Origin of the sequence: Streptomyces griseoloalbus (assembly GCA_014650015.1) — a bacterium.
Taxonomy (GTDB): Bacteria; Actinomycetota; Actinomycetes; order Streptomycetales; family Streptomycetaceae; genus Streptomyces; species Streptomyces griseoloalbus.
In genome coordinates, this window is sequence record BMUD01000001.1 from 134651 (window position 1) to 160102 (window position 25452).

29 protein-coding genes are annotated in these 25452 nt (G+C 67.6%); 17 read left to right on the forward strand and 12 right to left on the reverse strand.

Annotated features, from left to right (window positions below; genetic code table 11):
* Nucleotides 1-23 precede the first annotated feature (23 nt).
* The 5 genes from IE178_RS00590 to IE178_RS00610 all read left to right on the forward strand — a co-directional run bounded on the left by IE178_RS00590 (nt 24) and on the right by IE178_RS00610 (nt 2754).
* Complete coding sequence (locus IE178_RS00590) at nt 24-500, forward strand: DUF2267 domain-containing protein (RefSeq protein WP_193510880.1); 477 nt, start codon at nt 24-26, stop codon at nt 498-500.
* A 183-nt stretch (nt 501-683) separates the two neighbouring features.
* Nucleotides 684-1058 carry a VOC family protein gene (locus tag IE178_RS00595; RefSeq protein WP_193510881.1) on the forward strand — a complete coding sequence of 125 codons (375 nt, stop codon included), beginning with the start codon at nt 684-686 and terminating at the stop codon, nt 1056-1058.
* Between the two features lie 58 nt (nt 1059-1116).
* Nucleotides 1117-1701, forward strand: a complete 585-nt coding sequence (locus tag IE178_RS00600; protein ID WP_193510882.1) for a sugar O-acetyltransferase — start codon at nt 1117-1119, stop codon at nt 1699-1701.
* A 15-nt stretch (nt 1702-1716) separates the two neighbouring features.
* Nucleotides 1717-2280: a TetR/AcrR family transcriptional regulator gene (locus IE178_RS00605; protein WP_193510883.1), complete on the forward strand. Its 564-nt coding sequence runs from the start codon at nt 1717-1719 to the stop codon at nt 2278-2280.
* 45 nt (nt 2281-2325) lie between these two features.
* Nucleotides 2326-2754 carry a VOC family protein gene (locus IE178_RS00610; RefSeq protein WP_193510884.1) on the forward strand — a complete coding sequence of 143 codons (429 nt, stop codon included), beginning with the start codon at nt 2326-2328 and terminating at the stop codon, nt 2752-2754.
* A gap of 164 nt (nt 2755-2918) precedes the next feature.
* Here the strand turns inward: IE178_RS00610 and IE178_RS00615 are convergent, their stop codons facing one another.
* Entirely contained in the window at nt 2919-3659 is a 741-nt protein-coding gene (locus IE178_RS00615; RefSeq protein ID WP_193510885.1) for an AraC family transcriptional regulator, read from the reverse strand.
* Nucleotides 3660-3713: 54 nt separating this feature from the next.
* Between IE178_RS00615 and IE178_RS00620 the strand changes: the two genes are divergently transcribed.
* Nucleotides 3714-4910, forward strand: coding sequence for an MFS transporter (locus IE178_RS00620; protein ID WP_193510886.1), 1197 nt, complete (start codon nt 3714-3716; stop codon nt 4908-4910).
* Here IE178_RS00620 and IE178_RS00625 read toward each other — a convergent pair whose 3' ends face one another.
* The 6 genes from IE178_RS00625 to IE178_RS00650 all read right to left on the reverse strand — a co-directional run bounded on the left by IE178_RS00625 (nt 4911) and on the right by IE178_RS00650 (nt 10729).
* Nucleotides 4911-5888: a 2-hydroxyacid dehydrogenase gene (locus IE178_RS00625; RefSeq protein ID WP_318279761.1), complete on the reverse strand. Its 978-nt coding sequence runs from the start codon at nt 5886-5888 to the stop codon at nt 4911-4913. It abuts the gene before it with no gap.
* Entirely contained in the window at nt 5863-7101 is a 1239-nt protein-coding gene (locus IE178_RS00630; RefSeq protein WP_498370628.1) for an NsdA family TPR-like regulatory protein, read from the reverse strand. The genes IE178_RS00625 and IE178_RS00630 overlap by 26 nt, the downstream gene beginning before the upstream one ends.
* Nucleotides 7102-7112: 11 nt before the next feature.
* Nucleotides 7113-7502 (reverse strand): hypothetical protein, encoded by a 390-nt coding sequence (locus IE178_RS00635; protein WP_184760398.1) that lies wholly within the window; start codon nt 7500-7502, stop codon nt 7113-7115.
* A 599-nt stretch (nt 7503-8101) separates the two neighbouring features.
* Entirely contained in the window at nt 8102-8536 is a 435-nt protein-coding gene (locus tag IE178_RS00640) for an ester cyclase (RefSeq protein ID WP_193510889.1), read from the reverse strand.
* Between the two features lie 367 nt (nt 8537-8903).
* Nucleotides 8904-9455, reverse strand: a complete 552-nt coding sequence (locus IE178_RS00645; RefSeq protein ID WP_308433354.1) for a GNAT family N-acetyltransferase — start codon at nt 9453-9455, stop codon at nt 8904-8906.
* Nucleotides 9452-10729, reverse strand: coding sequence for a helix-turn-helix domain-containing protein (locus IE178_RS00650; protein ID WP_193510890.1), 1278 nt, complete (start codon nt 10727-10729; stop codon nt 9452-9454). Before IE178_RS00650 ends, IE178_RS00645 begins: the two co-directional genes overlap by 4 nt.
* 170 nt (nt 10730-10899) lie before the next feature.
* Here IE178_RS00650 and IE178_RS00655 point away from each other — a divergent pair, with 170 nt between their 5' ends.
* From IE178_RS00655 to IE178_RS00680, 6 genes are all read left to right on the forward strand, one after another.
* Nucleotides 10900-11232, forward strand: coding sequence for a hypothetical protein (locus IE178_RS00655; protein ID WP_193510891.1), 333 nt, complete (start codon nt 10900-10902; stop codon nt 11230-11232).
* A 170-nt stretch (nt 11233-11402) separates the two neighbouring features.
* A complete protein-coding gene (tgmA, locus tag IE178_RS00660) occupies nt 11403-11669 on the forward strand; it encodes a putative ATP-grasp-modified RiPP (protein ID WP_193510892.1) in 267 nt (88 codons plus the stop codon).
* Nucleotides 11670-11674: 5 nt separating this feature from the next.
* Nucleotides 11675-12643 (forward strand): ATP-grasp ribosomal peptide maturase, encoded by a 969-nt coding sequence (gene tgmB, locus IE178_RS00665; RefSeq protein ID WP_193510893.1) that lies wholly within the window; start codon nt 11675-11677, stop codon nt 12641-12643.
* A complete protein-coding gene (tgmC, locus tag IE178_RS00670) occupies nt 12636-13802 on the forward strand; it encodes an ATP-grasp peptide maturase system methyltransferase (RefSeq protein WP_193511168.1) in 1167 nt (388 codons plus the stop codon). The genes tgmB and tgmC overlap by 8 nt, the downstream gene beginning before the upstream one ends.
* Nucleotides 13803-13948: 146 nt before the next feature.
* Complete coding sequence (locus IE178_RS00675) at nt 13949-14404, forward strand: hypothetical protein (protein ID WP_193510894.1); 456 nt, start codon at nt 13949-13951, stop codon at nt 14402-14404.
* 13 nt (nt 14405-14417) lie between these two features.
* On the forward strand, nt 14418-15293 hold the full coding sequence (locus IE178_RS00680; RefSeq protein WP_193510895.1) for an IS5 family transposase: 876 nt from the start codon (nt 14418-14420) through the stop codon (nt 15291-15293).
* Between the two features lie 10 nt (nt 15294-15303).
* Here the strand turns inward: IE178_RS00680 and IE178_RS00685 are convergent, their stop codons facing one another.
* From IE178_RS00685 to IE178_RS00695, 3 genes are read right to left on the reverse strand one after another with little or no spacing between them, the layout of a single operon-like run.
* Complete coding sequence (locus tag IE178_RS00685; protein ID WP_193510896.1) at nt 15304-15825, reverse strand: hypothetical protein; 522 nt, start codon at nt 15823-15825, stop codon at nt 15304-15306.
* A 33-nt stretch (nt 15826-15858) separates the two neighbouring features.
* The gene (locus IE178_RS00690) at nt 15859-16077 is read right to left on the reverse strand and encodes a DUF397 domain-containing protein (protein WP_193510897.1); all 219 of its coding nucleotides are present in this window, start codon (nt 16075-16077) and stop codon (nt 15859-15861) included.
* Nucleotides 16078-16923 carry a helix-turn-helix domain-containing protein gene (locus IE178_RS00695; protein ID WP_193510898.1) on the reverse strand — a complete coding sequence of 282 codons (846 nt, stop codon included), beginning with the start codon at nt 16921-16923 and terminating at the stop codon, nt 16078-16080.
* A 216-nt stretch (nt 16924-17139) separates the two neighbouring features.
* Between IE178_RS00695 and IE178_RS00700 the strand changes: the two genes are divergently transcribed.
* Complete coding sequence (locus IE178_RS00700; protein ID WP_193510899.1) at nt 17140-17769, forward strand: ATP-binding protein; 630 nt, start codon at nt 17140-17142, stop codon at nt 17767-17769.
* Between the two features lie 85 nt (nt 17770-17854).
* On the opposite strand, the gene IE178_RS00705 is transcribed toward IE178_RS00700, so the two are convergent.
* Nucleotides 17855-18835 (reverse strand): hypothetical protein, encoded by a 981-nt coding sequence (locus IE178_RS00705; protein WP_193510900.1) that lies wholly within the window; start codon nt 18833-18835, stop codon nt 17855-17857.
* Nucleotides 18836-19197: 362 nt separating this feature from the next.
* On the opposite strand from IE178_RS00705, the gene IE178_RS00710 reads away from it, so the two are divergent.
* Genes IE178_RS00710 through IE178_RS00725 form a run of 4 tightly spaced genes read left to right on the forward strand, consistent with a single transcriptional unit; the run spans nt 19198 to nt 23604 of the window.
* Nucleotides 19198-19848 carry a KpnI family restriction enzyme N-terminal domain-containing protein gene (locus tag IE178_RS00710; protein ID WP_229875854.1) on the forward strand — a complete coding sequence of 217 codons (651 nt, stop codon included), beginning with the start codon at nt 19198-19200 and terminating at the stop codon, nt 19846-19848.
* A gap of 17 nt (nt 19849-19865) precedes the next feature.
* Nucleotides 19866-21287, forward strand: coding sequence for a ParB N-terminal domain-containing protein (locus IE178_RS00715; protein ID WP_193510901.1), 1422 nt, complete (start codon nt 19866-19868; stop codon nt 21285-21287).
* On the forward strand, nt 21284-23101 hold the full coding sequence (locus IE178_RS00720; RefSeq protein WP_193510902.1) for a DEAD/DEAH box helicase: 1818 nt from the start codon (nt 21284-21286) through the stop codon (nt 23099-23101). Before IE178_RS00715 ends, IE178_RS00720 begins: the two co-directional genes overlap by 4 nt.
* A 35-nt stretch (nt 23102-23136) precedes the next feature.
* Nucleotides 23137-23604, forward strand: a complete 468-nt coding sequence (locus IE178_RS00725; protein WP_184760413.1) for a very short patch repair endonuclease — start codon at nt 23137-23139, stop codon at nt 23602-23604.
* Here IE178_RS00725 and IE178_RS00730 read toward each other — a convergent pair.
* Nucleotides 23530-24879 (reverse strand): DNA cytosine methyltransferase, encoded by a 1350-nt coding sequence (locus IE178_RS00730; protein ID WP_193510903.1) that lies wholly within the window; start codon nt 24877-24879, stop codon nt 23530-23532. The two genes, IE178_RS00725 and IE178_RS00730, sit on opposite strands and share 75 nt — an antisense overlap.
* Between the last annotated feature and the right edge of the window lie 573 nt (nt 24880-25452).

Genomic DNA, 25452 nt, shown 5'->3' on the forward strand with positions numbered 1-25452 from the left:
CCGGAGAAGGAGAGAGGTACCGGATGACCACGCTGACACCGCAGAAGCCCGCGACCCCGCAGCCGGCCGGAGACATCCCGGCCCCGGCGGCCACGCCCCGGAACGGCAGCTGGCAGCAACTGATAGACGCCGTACGGGAGTCGGGCCAGTACCCGACGCGGTCGGAGGCGGAGAGCGTCACCCGTGTCGTCCTCTGTGCCCTCGGTGGTCACATCGTCGGCGACGAACGCGTCGACCTGGCCCGCGCCCTGCCCGAGGAGGCGGCGAGAGTGGTCGCCTCGCAGATCCCGGTGACCCGCGGGCTGACCGCCGCGGAGTTCGTCGACTCGGTGGCCGCCCGCATCGAGGGCGCGACCCCGGCCACGGCCCGCTGGGACGTCAGCTCGGTCCTCGCCGTCCTGCCCGAGCTGGTCGGCGACGCCCTGGTGACCCGCATCCTGGCCCAACTGCCGCCGGGCTACGCCCTGCTCTTCGGCCGGGCGGAGCTGTCCCCGGCGTGACGACCGGGCCGCGGCCCCCTCACCCGTGAAACCCGCCCCCGCGCCACCTGGCCCCGGACCCGTGTCCGGGGCCAGGCCGCGTCCGGGCCGCGTCACGGCCCGCCACATGGTTCGACGACGCCCCTCCCCGCGCGACATCCTTCGAGCCGGAAGCCACGTCGACCGACCGTCCCCGGAGGACCGTTGAACCCCACCATCCGCCACATCACCTTCGACTGCACCGGTGACCCCTACGACCTCGCAACTTTCTGGAGCGCGATGCTGGGCAACCCGCTCGCCGACGACGACAAGCCCGGCGACCCGGAGGCCCTGATCGCGGACCCGGCCGGCGGGCCCGGCCTGCTCTTCGTGCGCGTGACGGAAGGCAAGACCGCCAAGAACCGCCTCCACTTCGACCTCGAGCCGACCGGCCGCACCCGCGCGCAGGAGGTCGCCCGCGCCATCGAACTCGGCGCCCGCGAGGTGGCCGACCACACGCGCCCCGACGGCGGAGGCTGGGTCACCATGGCCGACCCCGAAGGCAACGAATTCTGCATAGAGCGGGGCGAACTGGACTGATCCGAACGCGCGGTGATCGAAGGGCACGTCGTGCGCCCTGAAGTGTACGATCGTACGCATGCCGACGGACGACTACTTCGTGAACGATCCGCGCACGAACCTGGAGCGCATGCTCGCGGGCGACCTGTACGTCGCCGACGACCCGGAGATCGCCCGCCGGCAGCAGCGCGCGATGCGGCTCGCGGCCCGCTACCTGGCGGCGTACCCCGAGAACCCCGCCGAAGCGAGGACGATCCTGGCCGAGCTCCTCGGCTCCGTGGGCGAGGACGTCGAGGTCCGCCCGCCGCTCCACGTCGACTACGGCAGCAACATCACCATCGGCGCCCGCACCTTCGTCAACTACAACCTGACCGCACTGGACGTCGCCCGGATCAGCATCGGCGAGGACTGCCAGATCGGACCCAACGTCCAGCTCCTCACTCCCACCCACCCCGTGGAACCGCAGCCCCGCCGCGACAAGCTCGAGGCCGCGCTCCCCATCACCATCGGCGACAACGTCTGGCTCGGCGGCGGCGCGATCATCTGTCCCGGAGTGACCATCGGCGACAACTCCGTCATCGGCGCCGGCGCGGTGGTCACCAAGGACGTTCCCGCCAACGTGGTGGCCGTCGGCAACCCGGCCCGCCCCGTCCGCACGCTCTGACCCCCGGACCCCGCCATGGCCACCGGACACACGGACCCGCACCGCCGCGAACGCATCCTCGCCGCCACGCTCGACCTGATCGTCGAGGAGGGTGTGGCCGGCGTCTCCCACCGCAAGATCGCCGCGCGGGCCCAGGTCCCCCTGGGCTCGATGACGTACCACTTCACCGGCATGGACGACCTGCTGCGTGAGGCCTTCACCGGCCACGCCGACCACTACGTGACCGTCTTCGAGCACCACCTCGGCAGGGCCACCACTCCCGACCAGGCCCGGGAAGCGGTCACCGACCTCATCCACACCCTCTCCGAGGGCCCCGGCCGGGACCTGATCCTCACCCAGGAGCTCTACACCCTGGCCGCCCGCCACGAGCCGTACCGCGTCCTGTGCCGAACGTGGATGCGCCGCAGCCGCGACCTCCTGGAGCAGCACTTCCCGCCACCCACGGCCCGCCAACTGGACGCCCTGATCGAGGGCCTCACCCTGCACCGGGCCATGGACGACAACCCGCCCGACCGCGCACTGACCCGCGAGGCGGTGGCGCGCATCACCCGGGCCTCACCGAGCACGTCCCGTAACTGATCTTCGGCACGAGGGGTGGCCGAGCCCCCTTGGTAGGGTGCGCCGATGTCGTCGATCAAGCAATTCCAGGTCACCTTCGACTGCGCGGAACCCGAGCGTCTCGCGCGCTTCTGGTGCGAGGTGCTGGGGTACGTCGTACCGCCGCCACCGGAGGGGTTCGCCACTTGGGACGATCACAAGCGCTCGCTGCCGCCCGAGCAGCAGGACGCGTGGTTTGCCTGTGTCGATCCCTCAGGCGTGGGCCCGCGACTGTACTTCCAGCGCGTTCCCGAAGGGAAGGCCGCCAAGAACCGGCTGCATCTCGACGTGCGGGTCGCCACCGGACTCGTGGGCGAGGAGCGCCTCGCCGCACTCGAGGCCGAGTGCTCACGCCTGGTCCCGCTCGGCGCGGTCCACGTGCGCACGCTGTACGACGGCAATGACGCGTGCATCCCGATGCAGGACATCGAGGGCAACGAGTTCTGTCTTGACTGAGCGTCCTCCGAGCCGGTGAGGCGGGGAGGCGGTGCCACCCGCCACACCCGGCTCACCCGGCTCACCCGGACGCCTGGAGCGTCATGGAGCGGCAAGGGATACGGAGCCGCGCGGCGCGCGCCCCCGCGCTGGAGTGCCGCGGACTGCCGGCCGAGCCGGACCGGTCATCGGGAGTGCGTCCCCGGCGTATGACCGAACGCCCGGCGGAACACATCGATGAAGGCGCTGGTGGACGACCACCCGCACTGGTTCGCGACCGCGGTCACCGGTGCCTGCTCGGCCAGCAGAACCAGTGCGCGGTGGAGCCGCAGCTGGGTGCGCCACTGGGGGAACGTCATGCCGAGGTCCTTGTTGAACAGCCGGGAGAGCGTGCGGTCGCTCGCTCCCACCTCCCGCCCCAGCTCGGCGAGTGTGCGGCTGTCCGACGGGTCGGCCCTCAGGAGGTCGCATACCGTCCGCAGCAGGGGAGCGCCCGGTGTGGGCAGGTGCAGGGGTTGCTGCACCGAGATCCGCAGTTGGTCGAGCAGTACCGCGCGCAGCCGCATCCGCTCCGGGCTGTCATCGTCCTCCGTGCGCGTGTAGGCGATGATCAGCTCCCGCAGCAGCGGACTTACGGAGAGCACGGTGGGGGCATCCAGACGCAGGGGATTCTCCCGCGCGGGGAGCCCCACGAGGTGCAGTTCGAGATCGCCGTGTGCCTGGTGGGCGTGGACGGTGTCGGCGGGAACCCAGATGGCGCGGGTTGCCGGAGCGACCCAGGAACCGGCGCTCGTGGTCACGGACAGCACGCCCCGGCCCGCGTAGACGATCTGGTGGTCGTCGTGCCGGTGCGCGTCGATCTCCGCTCCGGACGCCAGCCGCTGCGTGCGGGTGGGGGCGACGGGCGTGTGGCGGACTTTCGTCATTGTCTGGCAGCTTATCGGAAGCGCGACACGACGCGATCCGTCCACGATGACGAGGTGCGAAGAAAACTCTCGATCACGCTCTTATCCGTCGGGCACGGCTGCGTCGACGTCTACCAGGGTGCCGTCGCCTCTCTCGTGCCCTTCTTCGTCGCCGAGCGCGCATACAGCTATGCCGCCGTCTCGGGCATCGTGCTCGCGGCCTCGCTGCTGTCATCGGTGGCCCAGCCGGTCTTCGGCGTGCTGACCGACCGCCGGGCGATGCCCTGGCTGCTGCCGGTCAGCACCCTGCTCGCCGGGGTGGGCATCGCGCTGAGCGGGGTGAGCGACTCCTACGCGGTGACGTTGGCGGTCGTCGCGGTCTCCGGGATCGGTGTGGCCGCGTACCACCCGGAGTCCGCACGGGTGGCCAGGTCCGCCGGCGACGGCAGCCACAGCGCGATGGGATGGTTCTCGCTGGGCGGCAACCTCGGCTTCGCGCTGGCCCCGGTCGCGGTCGCCGCCGTAGTGGCTCTCGGGGGGCTGGGCCTCACTCCGCTGCTCGTGCTGCCGGCCGTGGTCGGCGCCGCGCTGTGTCTTCCCGTGCTGCGCCTGCTGGAGACCCGGCTGTCCGACGCGGCCGCGGCGCCCGTGACGGCGAAGGACGACAGGGCGTCCTTCGTACGGCTCTCGCTGGCCGTGGTGTGCCGATCCATCGCCTTCATCGGCCTGAGCACGTTCGTCTCCCTGTACGCCACCGAGCGCATGGACGGCAGCGAGGCCGCCGGCACGGCCGCACTGTTCCTCTTGTACCTGGGCGGCGCGGTGGGCAGCGTGCTGGGCGGTGCGCTGGCGGACCGCTGGGACCGGGTTCGGGTCTCGCGCTGGTCGTACCTGCTGACGGCCGGATCGATCGCCGGTCTGGTTCTCGTCCCGGGCCCGGCTCTCTACCTGTTCGTCATCCTGACCTCCGCCGGTCTGTACATCCCGTTCTCGCTCCAGGTCACCCTCGGGCAGGATTACCTGCCCTCCCGGGTCGGCACCGCCAGCGGTATCACCCTCGGTCTCACCGTGAGTATCGGCGGTCTGATCAGCCCGGTCATCGGAATCCTCGCCGACCGGACGTCGCTGCAGACCGCTCTGGCCCCGCTCGTCCTGATGCCCCTCCTCGCCTGGCTCCTGTTCCACACCCTGCCCGAACCCGCCGTGCCGCCCACCGGCAGCAAGGCGCCGAAGGGAGAAGACGCCGATGCCGAACCCGAGCAGCGGCGCTGATCAGTCCCCGTATCCGACGGAAGGACCCGGACCGGGGTGTCGAGGGCCTGCCACCACGTTCTCCGCCCGTCCGTTCAGGAACGCTTCGACGTTGCCGACGCAGATGTCTCCTTTTCGGGCCAGCGCGGTGTCCGTGCAGAAACCGATATGGGGAGTGGCCACGACATTGTCCAGAGCCATGATGTCGTGGCGATCCGGGTCCAGGTCATCGAGGCCCGCGCCCGCCAGCCGGCCGTTCGTCAACGCCTCGTAGAGAGCATCCTGATCCACGAGGGCGGCGCGGGCGGTGTTGACGAGGAATGCGCCCGGCTTCATCAGGGCGATCTCTTTCTCACCCATGATTCCCTCTGTGTCCGGGGTGAGGGGCAGATGAAGGGAAATGAAATCACCCTCGCGCAGCACTTCGGCCATCGGGCGGAACTCGACTCCCATGTTTTTCGCCCGTTCCGCCGACATGTTCCTGGAATAGGCGAGCACGCGCATCCCCAGAGCGGCACCGATCGCGGCGAGACGGCTACCGATGTCGCCGATACCGATGATCCCCAACGTGCGGCCGGAAAGCTCTGTACCGTGCAGGCCCTGCCAGGAGAGAGTGCCTGCGCGCACGCGCCGATTGCCGCGGGCGATGTTCCGGCAGAGCGCGAGCATCAGGCCGAGGGCGAGCTCGGACACCGCTGACCCGGCATAGGCGGGGACATTCGTCACGGTGATGCCGAGCCGGTCGGCGGCGCGCACGTCCACGTAGTCGTAACCCGTTGCCCAGACCGAGATCATGCGCAGGTCCGGAAGCTGCCGCAGGAGCGTGTCGTCCAGGACGGTCCAGCCGAGAACGGCGACATCGGCGCTTTTCAGGCGGCGCTTGATGTCCTCCGCATCGGCAGGGGGAGTCGCATGTGCCTCGACCTCGCCCCATTTCCGCAGCCTGGCGATCTGGGCGTCACTGAGATCGCAGTCATCCAGCAGCACGATCCTTGTCACTCGGGTCTCCAGTGGGGGTGAAGTGGCGTCGGACCTCCAGTAGGTACTGTGCTTCCGAGGTCGCGATCATCGACGGGGGGATGTCACGGATCACGTCGTCCGCCCACGATGCGAGCAGGTGACTGCGGTGCTCAGCCGGGATCTCCGCCAGGACGGAGCCGGCCAGGCGACAGCCTTCCTCGACATCGACGCGGCGCACGAGGAGGGCGGCCTGGTTGAGGCGCACCAGCTGGGGATCGAGCCACTCGGACGCGTCGAACAATTCGAGCGCCGCGGCGTGCGCGGACAGGGCCGGACCGGTCAGTCCGAGGGTGCTCAGAGCGACGCCACGGCTGAGTGCGGCCTGCTGGACGGTCCAGTCGAACAGGCCGAGATGCTCGTGCGGGGGAGAGGCGCCGTGAGCCTGGTCCGCCAGGTCCAGTGACCGCAGCACGCCTCGCTGGTCGCCGAGGACGGCTTGTGCGCGGGACATCACCGTGTGACCCATGACGGTCGCCGCCGGCGACTTCCGGGGAGCGGTGTCGACGGCTGCCTGGGCCAGGCGGGTGGCCTCGCGGAGGGAGGCCGAATAGTGCAGGGCGATGAAGCCCGCACGCGCGAAGGTCCATGCCCGCAGTTCCCGGTCCCGGATCTCCAGGGACAGCCGCCGGGCGAGTTGCATCCACTTCCTGGACTCGGCCGGACGCCCGAGGTCGTCCACGACCACCGCCACCATTCCGCTCAGTCTCCCCATGAGCCGGAGCGCCCTCTTCTGGGCGTGGGGCAGACGGCAGGCCTCCAGCAGATCCTGCAGGTCGATGATGTCCGACAGCAGCTCTCGCAGGTAGGCGAGCGGTGGAGCGGTGGCGTACCTCAGGGCGTGACCCTGAAGCGTCTCCTCCCACGCGTCGAGGACTCCCCGGGCCGGGCCGCCGGCCAGCAAGTACTGTTCCGTGCGGCCACGGGTGAATTCGACTGCCTCGATCGTGCTGTCGGTGAGCGGGATCCCCACACCCGCGCCGATGGCTCGTAGAAATGACCGTCGCTCCATCGTGTCCTTGACGTCTCCGAAAGCCAGGGCATCGCGTCGGTCGTGCGTACGTCCGAGGCCTTCTTCAAGAGTTACGGAGCCGTATACCGAACCAATGACCGTGATTTTCTCAATGCTCGCCTCCCCGCTCACGGCCACGTTCTGCGCCTGGGGAGGTTCAGCCGGTGGTTCGGCCTTCCTCATCTGTGCTCGTCTCAGAAACTCACATCGCCGTTGACTGTGCGGAAGTTGCCCACTTTACCGATGGAGGCGTTGTCCTGGACCGTCATCACGACTCGCTGGGTCTCCGGATCGTCTTTCGAGGCGTCGTCCACTACGTCCTGCAAAGCCTTGGCGAATTCGCCGTCCGACCGCAGATAGCGTTCCAGGTGCGAGGCCAACGTGGTCACCTCGCGTGAATCCTCGGGATGCCGGCGTGCCGAATCCAGTGCCTGGGAGGCATCGGGGTCACCGGTGAACCGCTTCCCCACCAGCGCTATCAGCCTGCCGGCCAAGTTGTAGATCGCTCCACCGGCGAGGGCACCGGTGTGCTCGACCGCGCCCTTGGCGAGCAGGACGGCAATGGTCCAAGCCAGTGGTTCCATGGCGTCCCCTCTTGTCCTGTTGCCCGGTCGAGCCAGTTTGGCAGAGGGGTCCTTTGCTGAGAAGGGCCTGTTTCGGACTGTTCCTCCGGAAGAGGTACGCCTACGGAGGGGCCGGCTTTTCTGTGACGTAAGGGTAATCCGTGCAAAGCCGTGTGAGGAATTGCGTACCAGCATCTACGCAGGATGTCGTACGGCCGGGTATGTGGACATCGTGCCTCGGGCGGCGTCCGTCCGATCATCACTTCACTGAAGGGGTGTACGGCGGGGCCCGCTCGGTGTCAGCCGTCGGTTCCGCTCGGAGGCGGGAATTCCCGTACGACGTCTCCGCCCCGGGGTTCGTAGCACGACATCCCCACGTTCCACCCGAACCCGTTGAGCAGGGTGTGGAGTTCCTCCCACCGCTCCGGCTCCCCGTGAAACCTCCGTGCGTGACGGGCCCCGACGCCGCCCGTCCGGTGTACTGGCCGTTGCTTCACGCATACGTGGATGCCCCCACCGGAGCGGATGAAGGCGGCGCAGCCCGCCGAGATGCCGGTCCAGCCGTTCGATCCGGCGCTCCCGGAACCGCCGACGGCGTTGGCCGCGGCCCACGCGTGCCGTCAGGACGGCAGGGCGCCGAGCTGACGTAGCAGGGAGAGGACGTCGACGACACCCCGGATCTCGGCGATCCGCCCGTCGGCGAAGCGGAAGATGAAGATCTCGCTGTAGGCGACGGTCTTCCCGGTGGGCGGCAGGCCCTGGTACTCGCCCCGATGGGTCCCGGTCACCGCGTTCCTGGCGACGACCTTGTCGCCCTCCGCGATCGTCTCCTCGACGGCGACGTGGAGGTCGGGGAACGCCCGCAGAAGCACCTCCCACACCCGCTTCAAGGCCTCCGCACCTGTCAGGCCCATCGGCACCGGCGCGTGGAAGACCAGATCCGGCGCGACGAGCTCGTCAACGGCCTCAGAGATGATCTCCGGGTCCCCGCTGTTCACGGCGGAGTGGAAACGGTGGAGCGTGGCTGTGTTGCCCGGTGCCCCGGCTGCCGACATGCGGTCTCTCCTCTGCTCCGTGCAGGACGGTGTCTCAGCAGTACGACGACACGGCCGCCGGGAATGTGACACGACGCGCGGACGACGACGTTCAGTCGTGCACGAGCCGATGTGGTCACCGCGCTTCAGGCAAGGGGGGTCATGGCGTCGGCTCCGGTGACAGCACTCCGGGCGTGACCTTGGCGGGTGAGACCCCTGCGAGCACGCCCGGCCCGACACGCCAGGTGCCGCCGTCACGGCCGGGGCTTCCCACGTCGTCGTGGACCGCTCGGTCACACAGGCACCGCGGACCCGGGGTCGATGTCTCGCAGCGTCCACGCCGACCTGATGCTGGGACCGGACGCGCGCCGGAAGGAGTCACGGGGAATCACACGCACCGCAACGGATCCCGCATCATGGCCGCGAACACCGGTGAGTCTGCGAAAGGCCGCTGTTCGCCGATCTTCTCGTACCCCCACCGCTGGTAGATCGCCTGGACCTTGCCGTTGCCGGCTTTCGGATTCACGAGGAGGGTCACCCGTTCCTCGCCCCTGCTTGCCAGCAGTTCCTCATGGATGCGCCGCGCGAGACCAGTGCCACGCCACGGACGCCGGACCACGATTTCATTCAGCGCGAGCGTGCGCGAGCCCGTCTCCGTCGTGTACCCGTCGGGGAGCGGCGTCGTCATCGCTGCCCACCAGCGCGTACCCGGGACGAGTGGCGTGGCGTAGGCGAACCCGGCCGGCTCGGACCCGTCGAACGCCACGACAGCCTCCCACCCGGGGACAGAACTGTGCCCTGTGAGCCGTTCGTTGAAGCGTTCAGCGGAATAGAAGGGACCGGTGAGCCCGAGATCGCGTTGTCGGACCTCGACGTGAATGTCCACGATCGTCTGCCGCACGGGCTCGACGTCGGTGCAGTGGCACAACTCAAGGCTCACAGGAGCTCCTTCTCGAACCATGCGCGGGTGGCGGGGGCGTTTGGGGCCAGTGCATGCAGTCGGTGCCCGAAGTTGTTCAACAGATGGGCCGTACGACCGTGTCGCGCCTGGGCCGGAATTCGATGTGCCGTCGCCACGGCGAGTCCGGGCTCGTGCTGACCCAGCTGGGCATGAGCCAGATACGCCTGCGTGAGCGCCCTATTGCGTTTGAGGTCGGGGCGCAGTTTCGCAAGCGTGTGATGGGCGTGTGCCTCGGCCTGGTCCCACAAGCCGAGCGAGGTGGTGGCCGTGAGCGCCAGGAGGTGGAACTCGGCCGAGTCGTAGAACAGCAGCCACGACGGTCGAAGGGCGTCTCCGTCCGCCCGGCTCAGCGCTGATTCCGCCAGCCCCAGGCAGCGCAACGCGGCTTGCCGATCGTGCAGGTCCGCGTGGTGCACGGCGGTTCGTGCGTGCACGAGGGAGGCATACAGGGGATCGCGTGCGACGCGGGTCCGCTTCGCCGCCTCGTCGGCTGCGAGGGCGCTGGTGCATTGGCCGAGGTTCCGATACAGGGCCCCCGCATGCCCCCAGATACGAAACTGCATCGAGGAGTCGCCCGAAAGGCCGGCCAGGGATACGGCCTCGTGCAGATGTTGCCGGGCCGGGCCGAGACGTCCGCCGTCGATGGCGGCCCACAGGGCGGAGCCCATGAAGCCGGCGGCGAGGCCGTACAGCTGACCCCGCACCCGTTGGGATGCGGGCCTCGTCCGCTGAAGGTGCAGTGCGTGCTGAGCCCAGCCCAGCGCAGCCTGCTCGACCTGGTGGGTTCCGCCAGTCCTGTTGTCACTGGCGATGATCAACGCGAACTGGGCGGAGAGCCGGTTCACGTCGGACTGGCCGAGGCGACCGCTCCCCGAAGCGGTGGCGGGCGCTCCTGAGGCCAGGGGGGAGAGCACCGCCGCGGAGGTTGCGGCGAGGAACTTACGGCGGAGCACAGGCTCCTCCTCGTGGTGCTGCGCGTGTGCGGGTATCGGGTGGTCGCTCGTGGACCGGGCGTGCGGGACGAACCCCAGCTCGGTTGCGGCACACCCGAATATCGCCTCCAGCGCGAGGCGTTGTCTGGCCTGCGGCCACCGGGTTCTTCCGCTGGTGAAGTTGTGGATGGTGCGTACGGATACGGTCCCGAACCTTCCGGTGATCTGCTCGATCACCGTGTTCAAGGCCTCCGCCAACTCCTCCTGTGTAAGGCCAAGGTCGCGCATTCGCGCCGTGAGCTCCTCATTCACCTCTGCCACACCACATCACCGTAATGGCGGATCATTCCTGGGTTCCCGCCGCGAGCAAAGAGCGAGTCAGTTTTTCCGGTTGAGTGCGGACGATGCACGGGTTGTTTTTCCTGACGATCACCCGGACCTCCGTCGTTCACTGAATGTCACCGAACGACCACGGAAACCCGGAGTCCGTCGTGGAGACCACAACCGAACCGACCGACGCACCGACGCTCGACCGCACACAGATCCTGACCGAGGTGCGCACGATCACGCAGCTCCGTCTGGAAGTCCCCACGCTGTCCGACACCGTGCAGCACACGAACACCGTGTCCGGCATGCTCCGCGCCCTGCTCGACGAGACGCGAGGAGATGAGCGGGAGGCGGTGCGCGTGATGCGCCGTCTCGGCAACCGGCTTCTCGACGAGCCGCCCCACGGTGAGGTCACCCCCTTCACCGCCTGGCAGCACCTCGTGAACCTCGCCCGGTGCACGGAGGCCTTCCTCGACGTCGAACGGCGTACCAGGTGAGAGCCGACTGCCCGGACTGCGAGGACTACCGCGAGGAGCGGGCGACACAGATCCGAACCGGCCGGGGCGACCTGGGCGACCTTCTGACCCGCGTCGCACTGCACGAGTCCACCCCCCGCTGCATGCCCCGGTCACAGGAACCCGTCCGACCTGACGCAGAAGGAGTACCGATGACCACGAACAGCACCCACGACCGCCTCACACCCGCACGCCCCTGGGGACTCGGCCGCCTGCGCCCGTACCCCACCACCGTGAAGCTGCCGTTCACCACGGTCGGCCTCGACCCCGCTTCCCAGACCGGTGTCTTCCGAGACCATCTCGGCCACGTGGTCGAGATGGGCAAGCACGGCACCAGCTGCGGCACAGAGACGTCCACCGCGACGAACCTCGACTCGCAGCCCGACCAGGGCCACGACCAGGACAGCCAGGGGGACTGACCGCCGTGGCCGAGAGGAACACCGTGCTCGTTGCCACCGAGGCCAACGACACCACCGCCGACATGGTGATCACCCACCTCAACCGGCTGGGCGTACGGGTGGCTCGCTTCAATCCCGCGGACATCGGCGCAAGCCTGACCGTCTCGGCCCGCTTCGGCACCTGCCCGGCCCTGGAGGCCGGGCAGCTCCGCACCTCGTCCAGGACCGTACGCCTGGACCGCATCCGATCGGTGTACTGGCGCCGCCCCGTCTGGCCCGCCTTCGATTCCCTGCCCGGCGTCGACGCGCAATACGCCGCCGCGCAGGTGCGATACGGCCTGGGCGGCATCCTCTACTCCCTGCGTACCTGCGTGTGGGTCAACCACCCGCTGAGGAACGCCGCCGCGGACTACAAGCCGGCCCAACTCGCGCTGGCCCGGCACATGGGCCTGACGGTGCCACCGACGCTCGTGACGAACGACCCGGAAGAGGCACGACGGTTCATCCGCGAACACAAGCAGGTGATCCACAAAACGCTGCGCTGGACCCCGTACGAGCGGGACGGACTCTCCCTGACCTCATGGGCGGAACCGGTCGATGCCGAGGATCTGGACGACACGGTGCGCGTGGTGCCGCACCTGTTCCAGGCCCGGGTGGACAAGGCGGCCGACCTCAGGGTGCTGGTGGTCGGACGACGCGTGTTCGCCGTACGTATCGACTCCGACCTCCTCGACTGGCGCAAGGACTACGGTGCACTCACGTACAGCGTGGTCGACCTGCCGGACCGCCTGGAGAACGCTCTGCTCGCCTACCTCGACCACCTCGGCCTGGTCTCGGGATCCTTCGATCTCGCCCTGGACCGTGACGGCGAACCCCACTGGCTGGAGCTGAACCCCAACGGCCAGTGGGGATGGCTGGAGGAGAAGACCGGTCTGGAGATGTCCGCCGCTTTCGCCGATCTGCTCGCCGGAGGAGAACCCGATGCTGATGCCTGAAAGCGCCCCGCACCGGCTCGCATTGGCCGAACGGCTGAAGGAAGCCGGGGTGCTGACGAGCCCCGCACTGCGTGCGGCCGTCGAAGCCGTCCCACGTGAACTGTTCCTCGACCCGGGCGTGTTCCTCCCCGCCGAAGGCGGACTCTGGCGCCCGGTGACCGCCCTCGGCTCCACACCGAAGGACTGGTTGGACATCGTCTACGCCGACCAGTCGCTCGCCACGCAACTGGACGGCCATCTGACGGCCGACCGGATCGCCGAGCCGGTGACCGGTGTGCCCACGTCCTCCTCGACCACGCCCGTCACCGTCGTCGCCATGATCGAGGACGCGGAGGTGACGGCCGGCCACACGGTGCTGGAGATCGGCACCGGCACCGGCTACTCCACCGCCCTGCTGTGTCACCGTCTCGGCGAGGACAACGTCACCACGATCGAGGTGGACCCCGAGGTCGCCGCCCGGGCGGACGCGGCCCTGGAGGCGGCAGGATTCTCCACGTGGACACTGGTCGGCGACGGCCTGGTGGGCCACCCGGCCCGCGCGCCCTACGACCGGGTGATCGCCACGTGCGCGGTACGCCGCATTCCCTACACCTGGATCCGGCAGACCAAGCCCGGAGGGATCATCCTCACGACGGTCGGTTCCTGGCCGTACGGCACGGGTCTGGCGAAGGTCACCGTCAACGAGGACGGCACCGCCGAAGGCAGGATCATCGGCCGCTCCTCGTTCATGCAGGCCCGCTCACAGGCCCTGACCCCACCGCACGGCGACCTGTCGGCCCGCACGGCCTACGCCGACACCGAACGCCCCACCAAGCTGCCGCCGACCCTCCTGGACGAGTGGATGCCGGCCTTCCTCACCCAGCTCTCGCTGCCACGCGCGCAGTACGTCCGCGCCCGGGACAGCGAGGGCGCGCGTCGGCTGTACCTGTTCGACGACGAACGGGAGTCCTTCGCGGTCTTCACCGAGGGCCCTTCGGGCTGGACGGTTCGGCAGGGCGGGCCGGTGGCCCTGTGGGACAGCGTTGAGCGGACACTTACGGCGTGGCAGGCCGCCGGACATCCGGACATCAGCTCGGTGCGACTGCGCGTAACCGATCGCAGCCACGCGTACTCGGTCGACGGGGAGGCAGCGCTGCACTGGGGCCAGCGCCTCACCTGAGGGTACGGGCTTGCGCGAACGGCTACGGCGGTTCTGATTCCTGTGCGGCTTTGTAGTACGCGAACCGACGAGTCGAGCTGGTCGCCGCGGTTCCCCGCGCGGATATTCCTGGACGCCCGATCAGGCCAGCCCTCTACAGTGGGCAAATGGGGAACGAGCGACGCTTCCGCCGCCTGGTGGTGGACGGGACTGTCTGGCACTGGACGGTCCGGCAGCGATCGAGACCTGACTACCGTGACTGCCGGGTGACCCTTTCCTTTTCCCCGGAGGCGCCGGCGCACGGCGTGCGACGTCGGCTGTCCTTGGTCTTCGCCCCGGGCCCGGGCAGGGTCATCTCGAACTCGTACTTCGAGGCGGGCACGGTCGTGCGCCTCCCCGACCGTGCCTGGCTCAACCTCTACGAGCCGGGAACGGCCCGGCGTCTGCTCGACGCCGCGGCGCCTGTTCTGGAGATCTCGCCATCGGTCCGGGATCTCGAAGTGGACGGCTGGCCCTACTTCGCCGAAGTCGTGGACCGCGCCGACTCCGACACCGAGGCGGCGCGGCATTCGAGCGGTCCGGGAGTGTTAGGCCGTGTATCGAAAGTGGATCTTGGGCTGTGAATGATCACGGTTCATGGGTCGGGGAGATCTCACGGACGAGCAGTGGGCAGTGTTGGAGCCGTTGTTGCCGAGGGGGGCGAAGGCGGGACGGCCGCCCGTCTGGCCTCGGCGGCAGTTGATCGATGGCATACGGTTCCGGGTCCGGACCGGTGTGCCGTGGCGGGACGTGCCCGTCGAGTACGGGCCGTGGGGCCGGGTCTACGACCTGTTCCGCCGATGGCAGCGGAACGGCACCTGGCACCGCATCATCACCCGCCTCCAGTCCCTGGCCGACGTGAAGGGAATGATCGTGTGGGACCTGAACGTCGATTCCACAGTCTGCCGTGCCCACCAGCATGCGGCCGGGGCCCGAAGGCAGGGTGACCTGCAGAAGGAACCACCAGGCGGTGTCCATGAAGAGCCCGGAGATCACGGACTGGGACGGTCGCGCGGAGGGTTCACCACCAAGCTGCACCTGGCCGTCGAGCAGGGCCAGAAGCCCATGGCGATCGTGGTGACCGCCGGGCAGCGCGGGGACTCGCCGCAGTTCGAACCCGTCCTGGCAAGGGTCCGCGTGCCCCGCCTCGGGCCGGGCCAGCCACGCGTCCGCCCCAACCGGGTCCGCGCGGACAAGGCGTACGCCTCCCGCAAGAACCGTGCCTACCTGCGCCGCCGCGGTATCCGCTGCACCATCCCCGACAAGGCTGACCAGGCCCGCAACCGCCGGAAGCTCGGTTCCCGCGGCGGCCGGCCACCGCACTTCGATCCGGTCGACTACCGCGAGCGTCACGCGGTGGAGTGCGGGATCAACCGCCTCAAGAGGCACCGAGCTGTCACCACGCGATACGACAAACTCGCGGTCCGCTACGAGGCGACCGTCCTCGTAGCGGCCATCAACGAGTGGCTGTGACCCTCGGCCATCACACGATGGGATCCACGTTCCACGTCTCCGGCAGATCGCTGCCGCAGAAGACGCAGACGAAGTCGTCCTCGCGCACGATGTTGTGCTCCTGGCAGTCAGGACACCGGCGGAACACCACCTTGTGGGTGAAGCTGGAGGGCCGTTCGATCCCTACGTCGTCCAGAGCACGAGCGACTGCCGACCAGGAGCCGATGTCGGGGCAGTATCCGGTGGACTGGTTGCTGACCGTGCTCACAGCCCACCGGTCCCGCTCGCGCACGAAACCAATCTCGCCGGCACTCAAGACCATGGCTCCGCCGGCACAGGCCACGTGCTCGCTCCGTCGCGGCGCCAGCCGAAGCACACCGTCCACGCCGACCACGAAGGTGAACGGTTCGGTCAGTTCTGCTGCCGATAGCTCAGCGATCCAGCTGTCGAAGTCAGCCGCCGAGCCGATCGGGCACCCGCCGCTGTCAGGCCGGACCGCAGCCTTTAGCTCGCCCGGTCCGACGTATCGGTAACTCCGCCCCCGCGTACTCACGTCAGCCAACATAGAGCACTTCCGACACACGCCCTAGGCGGGCACGGCCGGTTGCTCCCGTCTCAACCCCTCCACGAAGGAACGCCATACACCGGCTTCGACAGAAACGACTGAGCCGTCCACGTCCTTGGAATCGCGTATGAGTACGCCGTGTGTGACATGGGCGCACTCCACACACTCGGTTGTGTTCGCGCCGCTGTAAGACGACTTGAACCAGCTGAGCTCATGAGGGGCGGGAGGACAGGCAGGCATCTACAGCTCCTTGCGTGCGCGGTGGATCAGGGCGGAGGAAGCCTCCATGTCCAACGCTTGTGCGCGAAGGTACTCGAACGCAAGTCTGTATCGCTCCAGCTCCTCGTCCTTCTCCAGAAAGAGGGAGCCGGTGTGGAAATCCACGTAGACCACGTCAAGGGCTGACCCCGTACCACCGATGATCACAAAGCTGCCGAGAGCAGCACCATGGGCTCCGTTCGAGAACGGCAGCACTTGGAGTGTGATGTGTGGTGACTCGTTGACTTCGAGGAGTCGCCCGAGTTGCTCCTTCATGGTCTCCGGCGAGCCCACGACCCGGCGGATCACGGACTCGTCGAGGATGGCCCACAGCCGGAACGGCTGCGGCCGGGTGAGGATCTCCTGTCGCTTCATGCGAATGTCCACCAGCCGCTCGATCTCGGCTGCTTCCAGGGGGATCTCGTTGGCCTTCTGCAGAGCGGTGCTGTAGGCGCGCGTCTGGAGAAGGCCAGGGACGTAGACGCAGGAGAAGTGGTCCTCGCGTACGGCCTCGTCCTCAAGGGTGAGCAAGAGGTTCATGCTCTCCGGGATGGCGTCGGCGAAGGAGCTCCACCATCCCTGCTGCTTGGCTTCTTTCGCCAGGCGCACCACGGCCTCGCGCTCGGCGTCCGTGGCGCCGTACTCACGGCACAGCGCGTCCACGACGATCCACTTCACCGGTCCCGCCTGCGTCTCATACCGGCTGACCGTGGCCTTCGATACGCCGACCAGCCCGCCGGCCTCCTCCAGGGTCATCCCTTTGCGGGCACGCAACTTGCGCAGCATCGCGCCGAGTTGGCGACGGCGTGTGGTGGTCCGTACGGACATGGAACTCCTCAAGCGCTCACCCGGGCAGGCGCTCGGGGTGTGAACAGGCTAGGCAGCGCGGCAGTCGACCCACTAAGCGATTCACTCGATCGAGGCTCGTGAGAAGTTACATGAAGAGACTTCTCTGTGTCATTCTCGGTGACGGAGAGCTACGCAATGCAGCCGTTCGGACACGGCAGGCGCAGCATGCGCGTGGCACGGGAGGGAGAACCGCTTATGCCCAGGATCGACATCGAGGACCGTCAGCGCCGTTGTGTCCTGCCTTTCGAGGCGCTGCCGACGGAGGTGCGTCTGCTGCGGCGAGCCGCCGCCACACAGCTCGGTCAGTGGGGCGTGCCGACCGCCGGCGACGCGACGCAGCTCGTGGTGACGGAGCTGGCGACGAACGTCATCAAGCACGTAGGTGAAGGCTCGCCGGCGACCCTGATCCTGGAGTGGAAGCGCGAGCGTCTGCGCGTCGAGATGCACGACAAGAGCAGCTCGCTGCCCGCACTGGGCACCGCCGGCTGCGAGGCGGAGTGCGGCCGCGGCCTGCACATGCTCGCCGCCATGGCCGCGGACTGGGGGACCGTCGTCACGGCGCTGGGCAAAGCGGTGTGGTGTGAGATCGAGCTGGGCTCGGACGCCGTGTGCCTGCGCATGGAGCGGGCCGTTGACGCGCTGGAGAATTACCGGGAGCGCGGCGGGGCTGTCCTGCACGGGCGGTGCGAAGCAGTTCTGGAAGAGTCAGCGGTCGAGCTGATTGCCGACCTGCTGCACTGGACGTCCGCACGCGGCCTGGACCCGGATGATGTGCTGGACCGGGCGCAGATGCACTATGAGGCCGAGGCGGACATCGCCGCCTGAGTACTTCCCTGAGAGACATCGTCTTCCGGTGGCCAGCATGGTGGCACGGCATTCTCGTCTCGCTCGCAGGGAAGACCGACTGAAGTCATTTCAGCGGTCTTGGCTGGTCCGAGTGGGGAGGTGTCGATCCTGGACGCGCTGCTGCCGAACGCAGAAGCGCCTCCGCGTCCGCGACGGCATCCTGTTCGTGCAGTATCAGTGCCGCGCGCACGACATCCCGGTCGCTCCGGTCCCGCCCGTAGATGTGCACCAAGTTGCCAACTAGCTGGTGTTGTCCGCTTGTCCGCAACAGGGATACCAGCAGGGCTATTTCGACGGAGGTGTAGGCCTCCACCGTGTGCCGGAGCAGGGCAAGGATGCTGTCCGGCCGGCCGCCGCGGAGCAACTCCTCCGCCCGGCGGGTGATCCTCTGTGCAGCCGCCACCTCGTTTCCGCTCTGTTGCCGGTCCCCCCGTCGGCGGGGGACCGGCAACAGAGTTGCGGACTGTGCCGCCCGTCGACCCTTTTGAAGGCCGGCTTCGGCACCCGGCTGAATGGATCTAGCCCGCTGCGCCTCCTTCTTCAGCACGGAGGCGTGTTGCCGCAGTGCGCGCAGTTGCGCGTCCCTTTCTTCCGCCGTCTGCTCAAGTCTCTCCTGGGTTTCCCGTGCGGCCTTGAGTTTCTGCCCGGCAACGCGCACTGCCTCTCTGTGCCGCGCACAGTTGCCGCATCGTTCCTGCTCGGCTTGCGCACGCAGTTCCAGCAGCTTTTCCCTGGTGATGCCAAGGCTGCGCCCGTCTCCGGCGTCCCGGCGGGCGGTGTCGAAGAGCGAGGCGGTCACCTGTGCGGCCGGGACGTACTGACCCTTGAGGTACCTCGTCAGTGAGGTCTCGCTGATCTTCAGGTGCTCCGCGGCTTGGGCCTGCGTCGGATGGGTAAGCGTCACGCCGTCCGCAGACTTGATGACCAGGTGACGACAGATCTCTTGCAGTGTCATGGCCAGCCGCCGCTTGTCTGGCAGCACATCCTCGTGGAGGTTTTTTTCCGTCCACGCGAACGGGCGGCGACTGCTGCTGCGCGCTGCCATGGGGCATACCTCCGTATTCCGAGCCGAACCGGCCATAAGTGCCGTCAGTCGGCGACGTTGTTCGTCATTGTGCCGGAGGGTGACGGGTCATCACCTGGCGATTTTTGCTTCTCCTCTTGCTAGTTGGTGCGCAAGTTACATCGAGACGGTTCAAGGTGGTTCCGATGTGCCACGCTTTAGGTGTCAGCCGCCAGTGGTGCGGGGGGTAGCGCGAGTTGCGTCTGCGTGAATGGTGCAGTCATGCCATTTCGCCCGATACGCGACAGACCGTCTGATTAACTGCGGGCTTTATGGGAGGGGAACCCATCATGACGATGCCGTCTTGGCAGGAGACCAGTGTCGGAAACCACAAGCTGGGGAGCATGGCCCGTGCCGCGCTCTGGCTGATCCAGGTGGTCGGGGAGGGGAAGATCTTCACTGTGGCCAAACTGCGCGAGGCTTTCCCGGACGTCGCGCAGATCGACCGGCGCATGCGTGGTCTCCGGGACTACGGGTGGGAAATCTCGACGGCGCGCGAGGACCCGGAGCTGCTGCCGCAGGAACGCCGGTTCGTGACGCGCGGCAAGGACGTGTGGGTGCCGGGCCAGGCAAAGAGCCCGAGTCACAAGTCCAGCATTACCAACGCCCAGCGGGCGAAGGTGTTCCAGGCCGACGGCTACCTGTGCCGCACATGTGGCATCGCAGCCGGCGAGGCGTATGAGGACGGCGTTGCGCAGGCGGTGCTCAACGTCGCCCGACGGCAGGTAACCCTGGAGGACGGCAGTGTCACGCACCAGCTGGTCACCGAGTGCCAGCGGTGCGGACGGGGCACCGTGGACCGGTCCGTGCAGTTGCCGGAGCTGCTCTCCCGGATCGATTCGCTGGCGCCCCTTGAGCGCAGCGTGCTGAGCGGCTGGGTGAAGAACGACCAGCGCACCTACAGCTCGCTTGAGGTGCTGTGGGGCCTGTACCGGACCCTGCCGGAGGACTCCCGTGAGGCTGTGGCCGACGCTCTTGACGGTACGGACGACTGAGACAGGACGGGACGACGATGATGCGAGAGTTTCCGGCCCCGCCGCGGGCGGCCGAGTTCAGTGAGCTGGTCAGCAAGAAGGTCGATGAGGTCAAGGTGGCCGGCGGCACCCGGGAGACCGTGACCGTCGACTGGAACGGGCAGCAAGCCCATGTCGAAGTGATCGATCTGCAGCTCAGCAGCCTCTTCTATAACCCCAGCACCCACCGGATCCGGGCTCAGCGCAGCCACGACCCTGAGCGGGACGCGGCGCTGGAGAAGGACCCGTGGAGCGCCGAGAGCCAGGACTACCTGCAGTTCCTGCTCAAGGCGTCCCCTGCGGACCCGAACCTTCGGGACAAGGAGTTCGACACCCTCAAGGAGAGCCTCCAGCAGTTTGGGCAGAACGACCCCGGGCTGGTGACCCGGCATGGAGTGCTGGTCAACGGCAACACCAGGGCCGCCGCGCTGCGCGAACTCGGAGAGCAGTCGATGCGGGTCGGGGTGCTGCCGGCGTCGTTTACCTGGGCCGACATCAACGCTGTCGAACTGTCCCTGCAGCTGCGCAAGGACCACCGGCGGGACTACTCCTACATCAACCGTCTCATCGCCATGGAGGAACAGGCGGCGCTGGGGCGTACACCAGAGCAGATCGCCAAGGACTTCCGGATCCAAGTCCGTACCTACCATCAGGAGCGGTGGATCCTCAGCACGATCCGCGAGCTGATCGAGCGCAGCCGCACCGGCGGCGGCAACGGGCTGCGCCTGGTCGACTGGGAGGGCGCGCAGGAGCGGCTCAAGGAACTCCAGCGGCTGTACGTCAAGCTGGAGACAGTCGACCGTGACCAGGCGGAGGTCCTTAAAGAACTGCGTCTGGCCGCGATCCTGCTCAACTTCTCCAAGACGGACGTCCGTCACATCAACGAGGATTTTCTGAAGGACGGGCTCGAGCAGCGGTTGATCACGGGTGGTGCCAGTGCGGCCCAGCCGCAGTCGGTCTCCATTCCCGGACTTGGTCTGGAGGTGCCCGCGGCCTCCTCGGCTGTCGCCGAAGCGCGTGCGATGAACGACGAAATCCTGCGGGCCGCCGCCGTGGTGAGCAGTGAGACACCGGCAATCGGAGACGAGGGCAAGGCCGCCGCGCAGGATGTTCTCGACAGCGCCAAGGCGGCGTTTGACGGAGCCATCGAAGCGGCCGGCCGCAACACCCGGCTGCGCAAGCGCAAGCAGCTTGCCCCGGCCCGGCTGGCTGAGGCCTGCGCGAGCATCGACCAGTGCGTGAGCGACCTGGTCCAGGCGCGCACCTCCCGCAGCCTGGACGAGGAGGCGTTCGACGACGCGGTGGTCAAGCTGCGGGGCAGCCTGCTGAAGCTCGCGCAGCAGGCCGGCCGTGGGCTGCCTCAGCCCGGAGACGGCGTGGCCTGGCTGCTGGAAGCGGTCTCGGCGGAGGGCTTCCGGTGAGCAGCACCGTCAGTGAGAAGTCGCTGCGCCTCGGGTTCGACGAAACCCGGACCCGTGTCGTCCTGCGGACCACGGAATCGTTCCAGCAGGAACTGGTACAGCTGGCCGCCCGGTTCCGTACCGGCGGCCAGCTCGGCCCCCTGAGCGCCTCGGTATCCCTGGACGAGCTGCTAGCGGATCTCGGCCTTCTCGGCACGTGGTCTGATCCCGCCGGCGTGGAGTGGGCGGGCGACCTGCGGGATCTGGTGTCCGGCGTGGTTCAGGACGCTCACACCGTGCAGCAGCGGCTTGCGGGACGGGGGACGGCCGGCGAGGTCGCGCCGGACGACGTGCCCGCGCTTCTCGGCGGTACCTGGAAGGGCGAACTCAGCGAGTTCCAGCGCCGGGACATCGCAAAGCTTCTGTCGCTTCAGCACGGCGCCAACTTCAGCGTGCCCGGTGCCGGCAAGACCCGGGTCGCGCTCGCTGTGTACGCGGCCCAGAAGGCGGCAGGCCGAGTTAGCCGGCTACTGGTCGTGTGCCCTAAGTCGGCTTATGAGTCGTGGCGTTACGAGACAGCCGAGTGCCTCATCCATCCACTGCGCATCAACGTCCTGGATGGGTCGCTGGATAAGTGGGCGGAGGTGCTCGTGGTGAACTACGAGCGCCTCGACCGGTCGCTGTCCATGCTGGCCAGTTGGCTCAAGGCAGGCCCCTCCATGATCATCCTGGATGAGGCGCACCGGATGAAGCTGGGCGCGCGGGGTACGTACGGGGCGGCCTGCATGGCGCTGGGTCCGCTGGCCGCGCGTCGGCTGATCCTGACCGGTACGCCGGCCCCCAACGGATCAAGAGACCTGGAGAACCTGCTGGGTTTCGTCTGGCCGGGCCACGGCCAGCGGACGGTGGTCCAGGCGGTGGCCGGGGGGAATCTCGCGCACGCCAGCTCTGTCCTGCGGCCGCTATTCACCCGGACTACGAAACAGGAACTCGGTTTGCCTCCCGTGCAGCTGGGGTTGCGCTTCGTTGACATGCCGCCGCTGCACGATGAGATCTACGCATCCCTCGTGGGCGGCGAGAACAGCGGGGCAGCTCGTGGAGATCTAAGTTCCCTCGGGAAGACGGCCCTCCGGCTTCTCATGGCTGCTACGAGCCCGGCCCTGCTTCTAGAAGGGGCTAGCCGGTACGAGCCGCTCGCGTACCAGCTTCCGCCGATCGACCCCCCTGAGGGAAGTTCGCTGTACTCCCTCATGCAGAACCTCCCTGACTACGAGCTGTCGCCCAAGTACAAGGAAGCCGTAGCCATCATCGCGGAGAACGCCGCCCAGGGCCGTAAGACGCTGGTCTGGACGACGTTCGTCAGGAGCCTGACCACGCTGGAGCGCATGCTAGAGAAGTACAGCCCTGCGGTTGTCTACGGCGGTACTCCTGACCGGGATGAACAACTGCGCCGGTTCCGCGAGGACCCGGGGTGCATGGTGCTCCTCTCGAACCCGGCCACTCTGGGTGAGGGAATCAGCCTGCACCACATCTGCCACGACGCGGTCTACGTGGATCGTGATTTCATGGCGGGCCGGTTCCTGCAGAGCCTGGACCGGATTCACCGGCTCGGGCTCGCTCCCGACACGCAGACCAGGGTGACGGTCTTGGCGGTGCGGAACTCCATCGACGAGGTGGTGGCCGCACGCCTGGAACAGAAGCTGGAGTTCATGGGGCGCATCCTCGATGATCCCACCGTGCAGCAGCTCGCCGACCTTGAGGAGGAGCCGTCCGTCGCCGCCGGCCTGGCACCAAGCGACATCGAGGCACTGCTGACTCACATGAGAGGCCATTAGGACCGGCTGCGTGCCGCGGGACTACCCTCTGCGGTGTGTCCCATGATGCCGAATGGGAAGCCCCGGAAGGTTCCTGGGCTTCGTCCGCAGCCCGCCGCCGCAACATGCAGGCGATCCGCAGCCGTGACACGAAGCCGGAGATTACGATCCGGCGTCTCGTGCATGCCGCAGGGCTGCGGTATCGGGTGGCGGCCCGCCCTCTGCCAGACCTTCGCCGGACGGCTGACATGGTCTTCCGCCCGGCGAAGGTTGCGGTGTTCATAGACGGTTGTTATTGGCACGGATGCCCGGAACACTATGTGCCGCCGAAAACGAACTCCGGGTACTGGTCGGAGAAAGTCATCGGCAATGTCAGGCGAGACCGTGAAACCGACGAGAAGCTGAGGGAAGCTGGCTGGCTGGTGCTCCGCTTTTGGGAGCACGAGCCGTCAGACGCCTGTGCTGACAAAATCGCCTTGGCGGTGCTGGCTAGGCGTGAAGCCCGCCTGGCTCGGGGGGACTGAAATTTCCAGCTGCTGCGGAATGTCCTCCAAGGAAACCGCCCCCACTGGCTCCATTTCGTAACCGTCTGTGAGTATCTCGCGGTATTGCGGAAGTAGGACTGCGGCAATGGCCCGTCCGACGGCCTCTGCTACCGGAGGCGGGAACGCGTTTCCGACCTGACGGTAACGAGCTGTCTTCCGTCCTTGGAATTTCCAGTCTTCTGGGAATCCCTGGATGGCTGCTGCCTGAGCGACAGTGAGCATGGGACCGGCCGGCCGGAACAGGTCGCGTTCGGGGTCGCAGCTTTCCGGGTCGTTGGCGATGCCCATGCCGTCAACGCCCAGCTCCCCCCAAGCGCGCTTGGCTCTAGTGGGTCCCAGGTCGGCACCACCGTGCTTCCTTGAGCCGCCCACAAGGGTGGGAGCCACGGTCCTGCCCGCTGCTGAGGCCTTGGTGATCTGCTTCTTCCACTCCTCGAAAACCGTCTTGCCGGTTGCTTCTCCGGGACCGGCCGGTTCGCCATGCCGGTTCTTGTCCCAGAATTCTTTGCAGCGTGCGAGCATACTGCTTTCGAGTTTTTCGAATACTGTGACCTCACCTCCCAGGATTCCCGTGGGCCATTGGAATCCTGGGCTGCCCGGGCTGACTGCATTCTCGTGAATGGCAACCAGGATGGCGCGGGGGCGAAGCTGTGGAACTCCGAAGTCTCGTGCGTCAAGTCGCCGCCAGACTTTCCGCATGGTCACGTCTTGGGTGCTGGCAGACAGGGTTCGATCGACCTCGGGAACTAGGTACCCGAGGTCTCGCAAGGTGTCAAGGATTGAGTTCCTGTAATCGATGAAGACTTCTGGAGGTTCGAGGATCCCCCGGACATTTTCGATCATCACCGCTTTCGGCCTGAGGGCTTCGATGATATCGAGTGCGGCGGGAAAGAGATCTCGCTCGTCGTCAGGACCAAGCCTGTGTCCGGCCAGGGAGAATGGCGGGCACGGAACTCCACCGGCGAGCAGATCAAGCTCTCCTGGTTCTAGGTTGAGGCTTTTCCTTACATCAGAATCCAGGAAGTCCTTGACATCCATCGGCCGGATGCCATCAGCCTTCTCTTGATCCCAGCCGGGCCAGCCGCCGACGTTGGCCCGCAGTGTGGCCACGGCGTGCGGGTCCCACTCAACCAGAGCGCGGTGATCAAAACCGGCGTTGTGCAGTCCGACTGCTTGCCCCCCGGCGCCCGCGCAAATCTCGATCGAGGTCAATGGCGAGGCGAACCGCGGTCGCTTCTGGCCGCTGCGGGGCATGCCGCTCCTCCTGAGGTGATCATCGTCAAGGGAGGAACAGTGATCAAGACCTGTTCCTCGGTACCAAGAGTCTCGCACTCTGCGCCTGGCCGCTTGCATCCCTATGGCACCCAGACTGCCCCCCGGGGGCTGACTGGGTGCCAGCGTTTCGCTACGCGCACGGACAGATGCTTTGTGCGGCTGTCAAGCTGCTTGCTGAAGGCAGCGGAGGACGACCGGGATGCCGGTGTGTAGGGGCGGGACTCCTGGTTAAGGGGGCGCGGCGGTAGGTCTGGGTGGGGTGGACGGTCGGGCACTCGCGGCAGGCGCTGCAGGGCCGAGGTGCACAGGGCGTCGCACCGGCGCCATGACGAGCGCGATCGTGAGCCAGGGCTGGTTCCGTGGCCTCCCGAGCGCCGACGAGGCATGCTGGCGCGCGCCCCGAACGCGAGGGGGCCGGCGTCCGACTCCGGTGGGGCGGCCAGCCGAGGACCCGCCGCACCGGACTCGGAGGTTTCCCTCACGACGAGGGTGTAGATCCGCCGCCGCCGCTCACCCGGCCCCCACGGGGATCGCGAACGTCGGAGGGAGTCG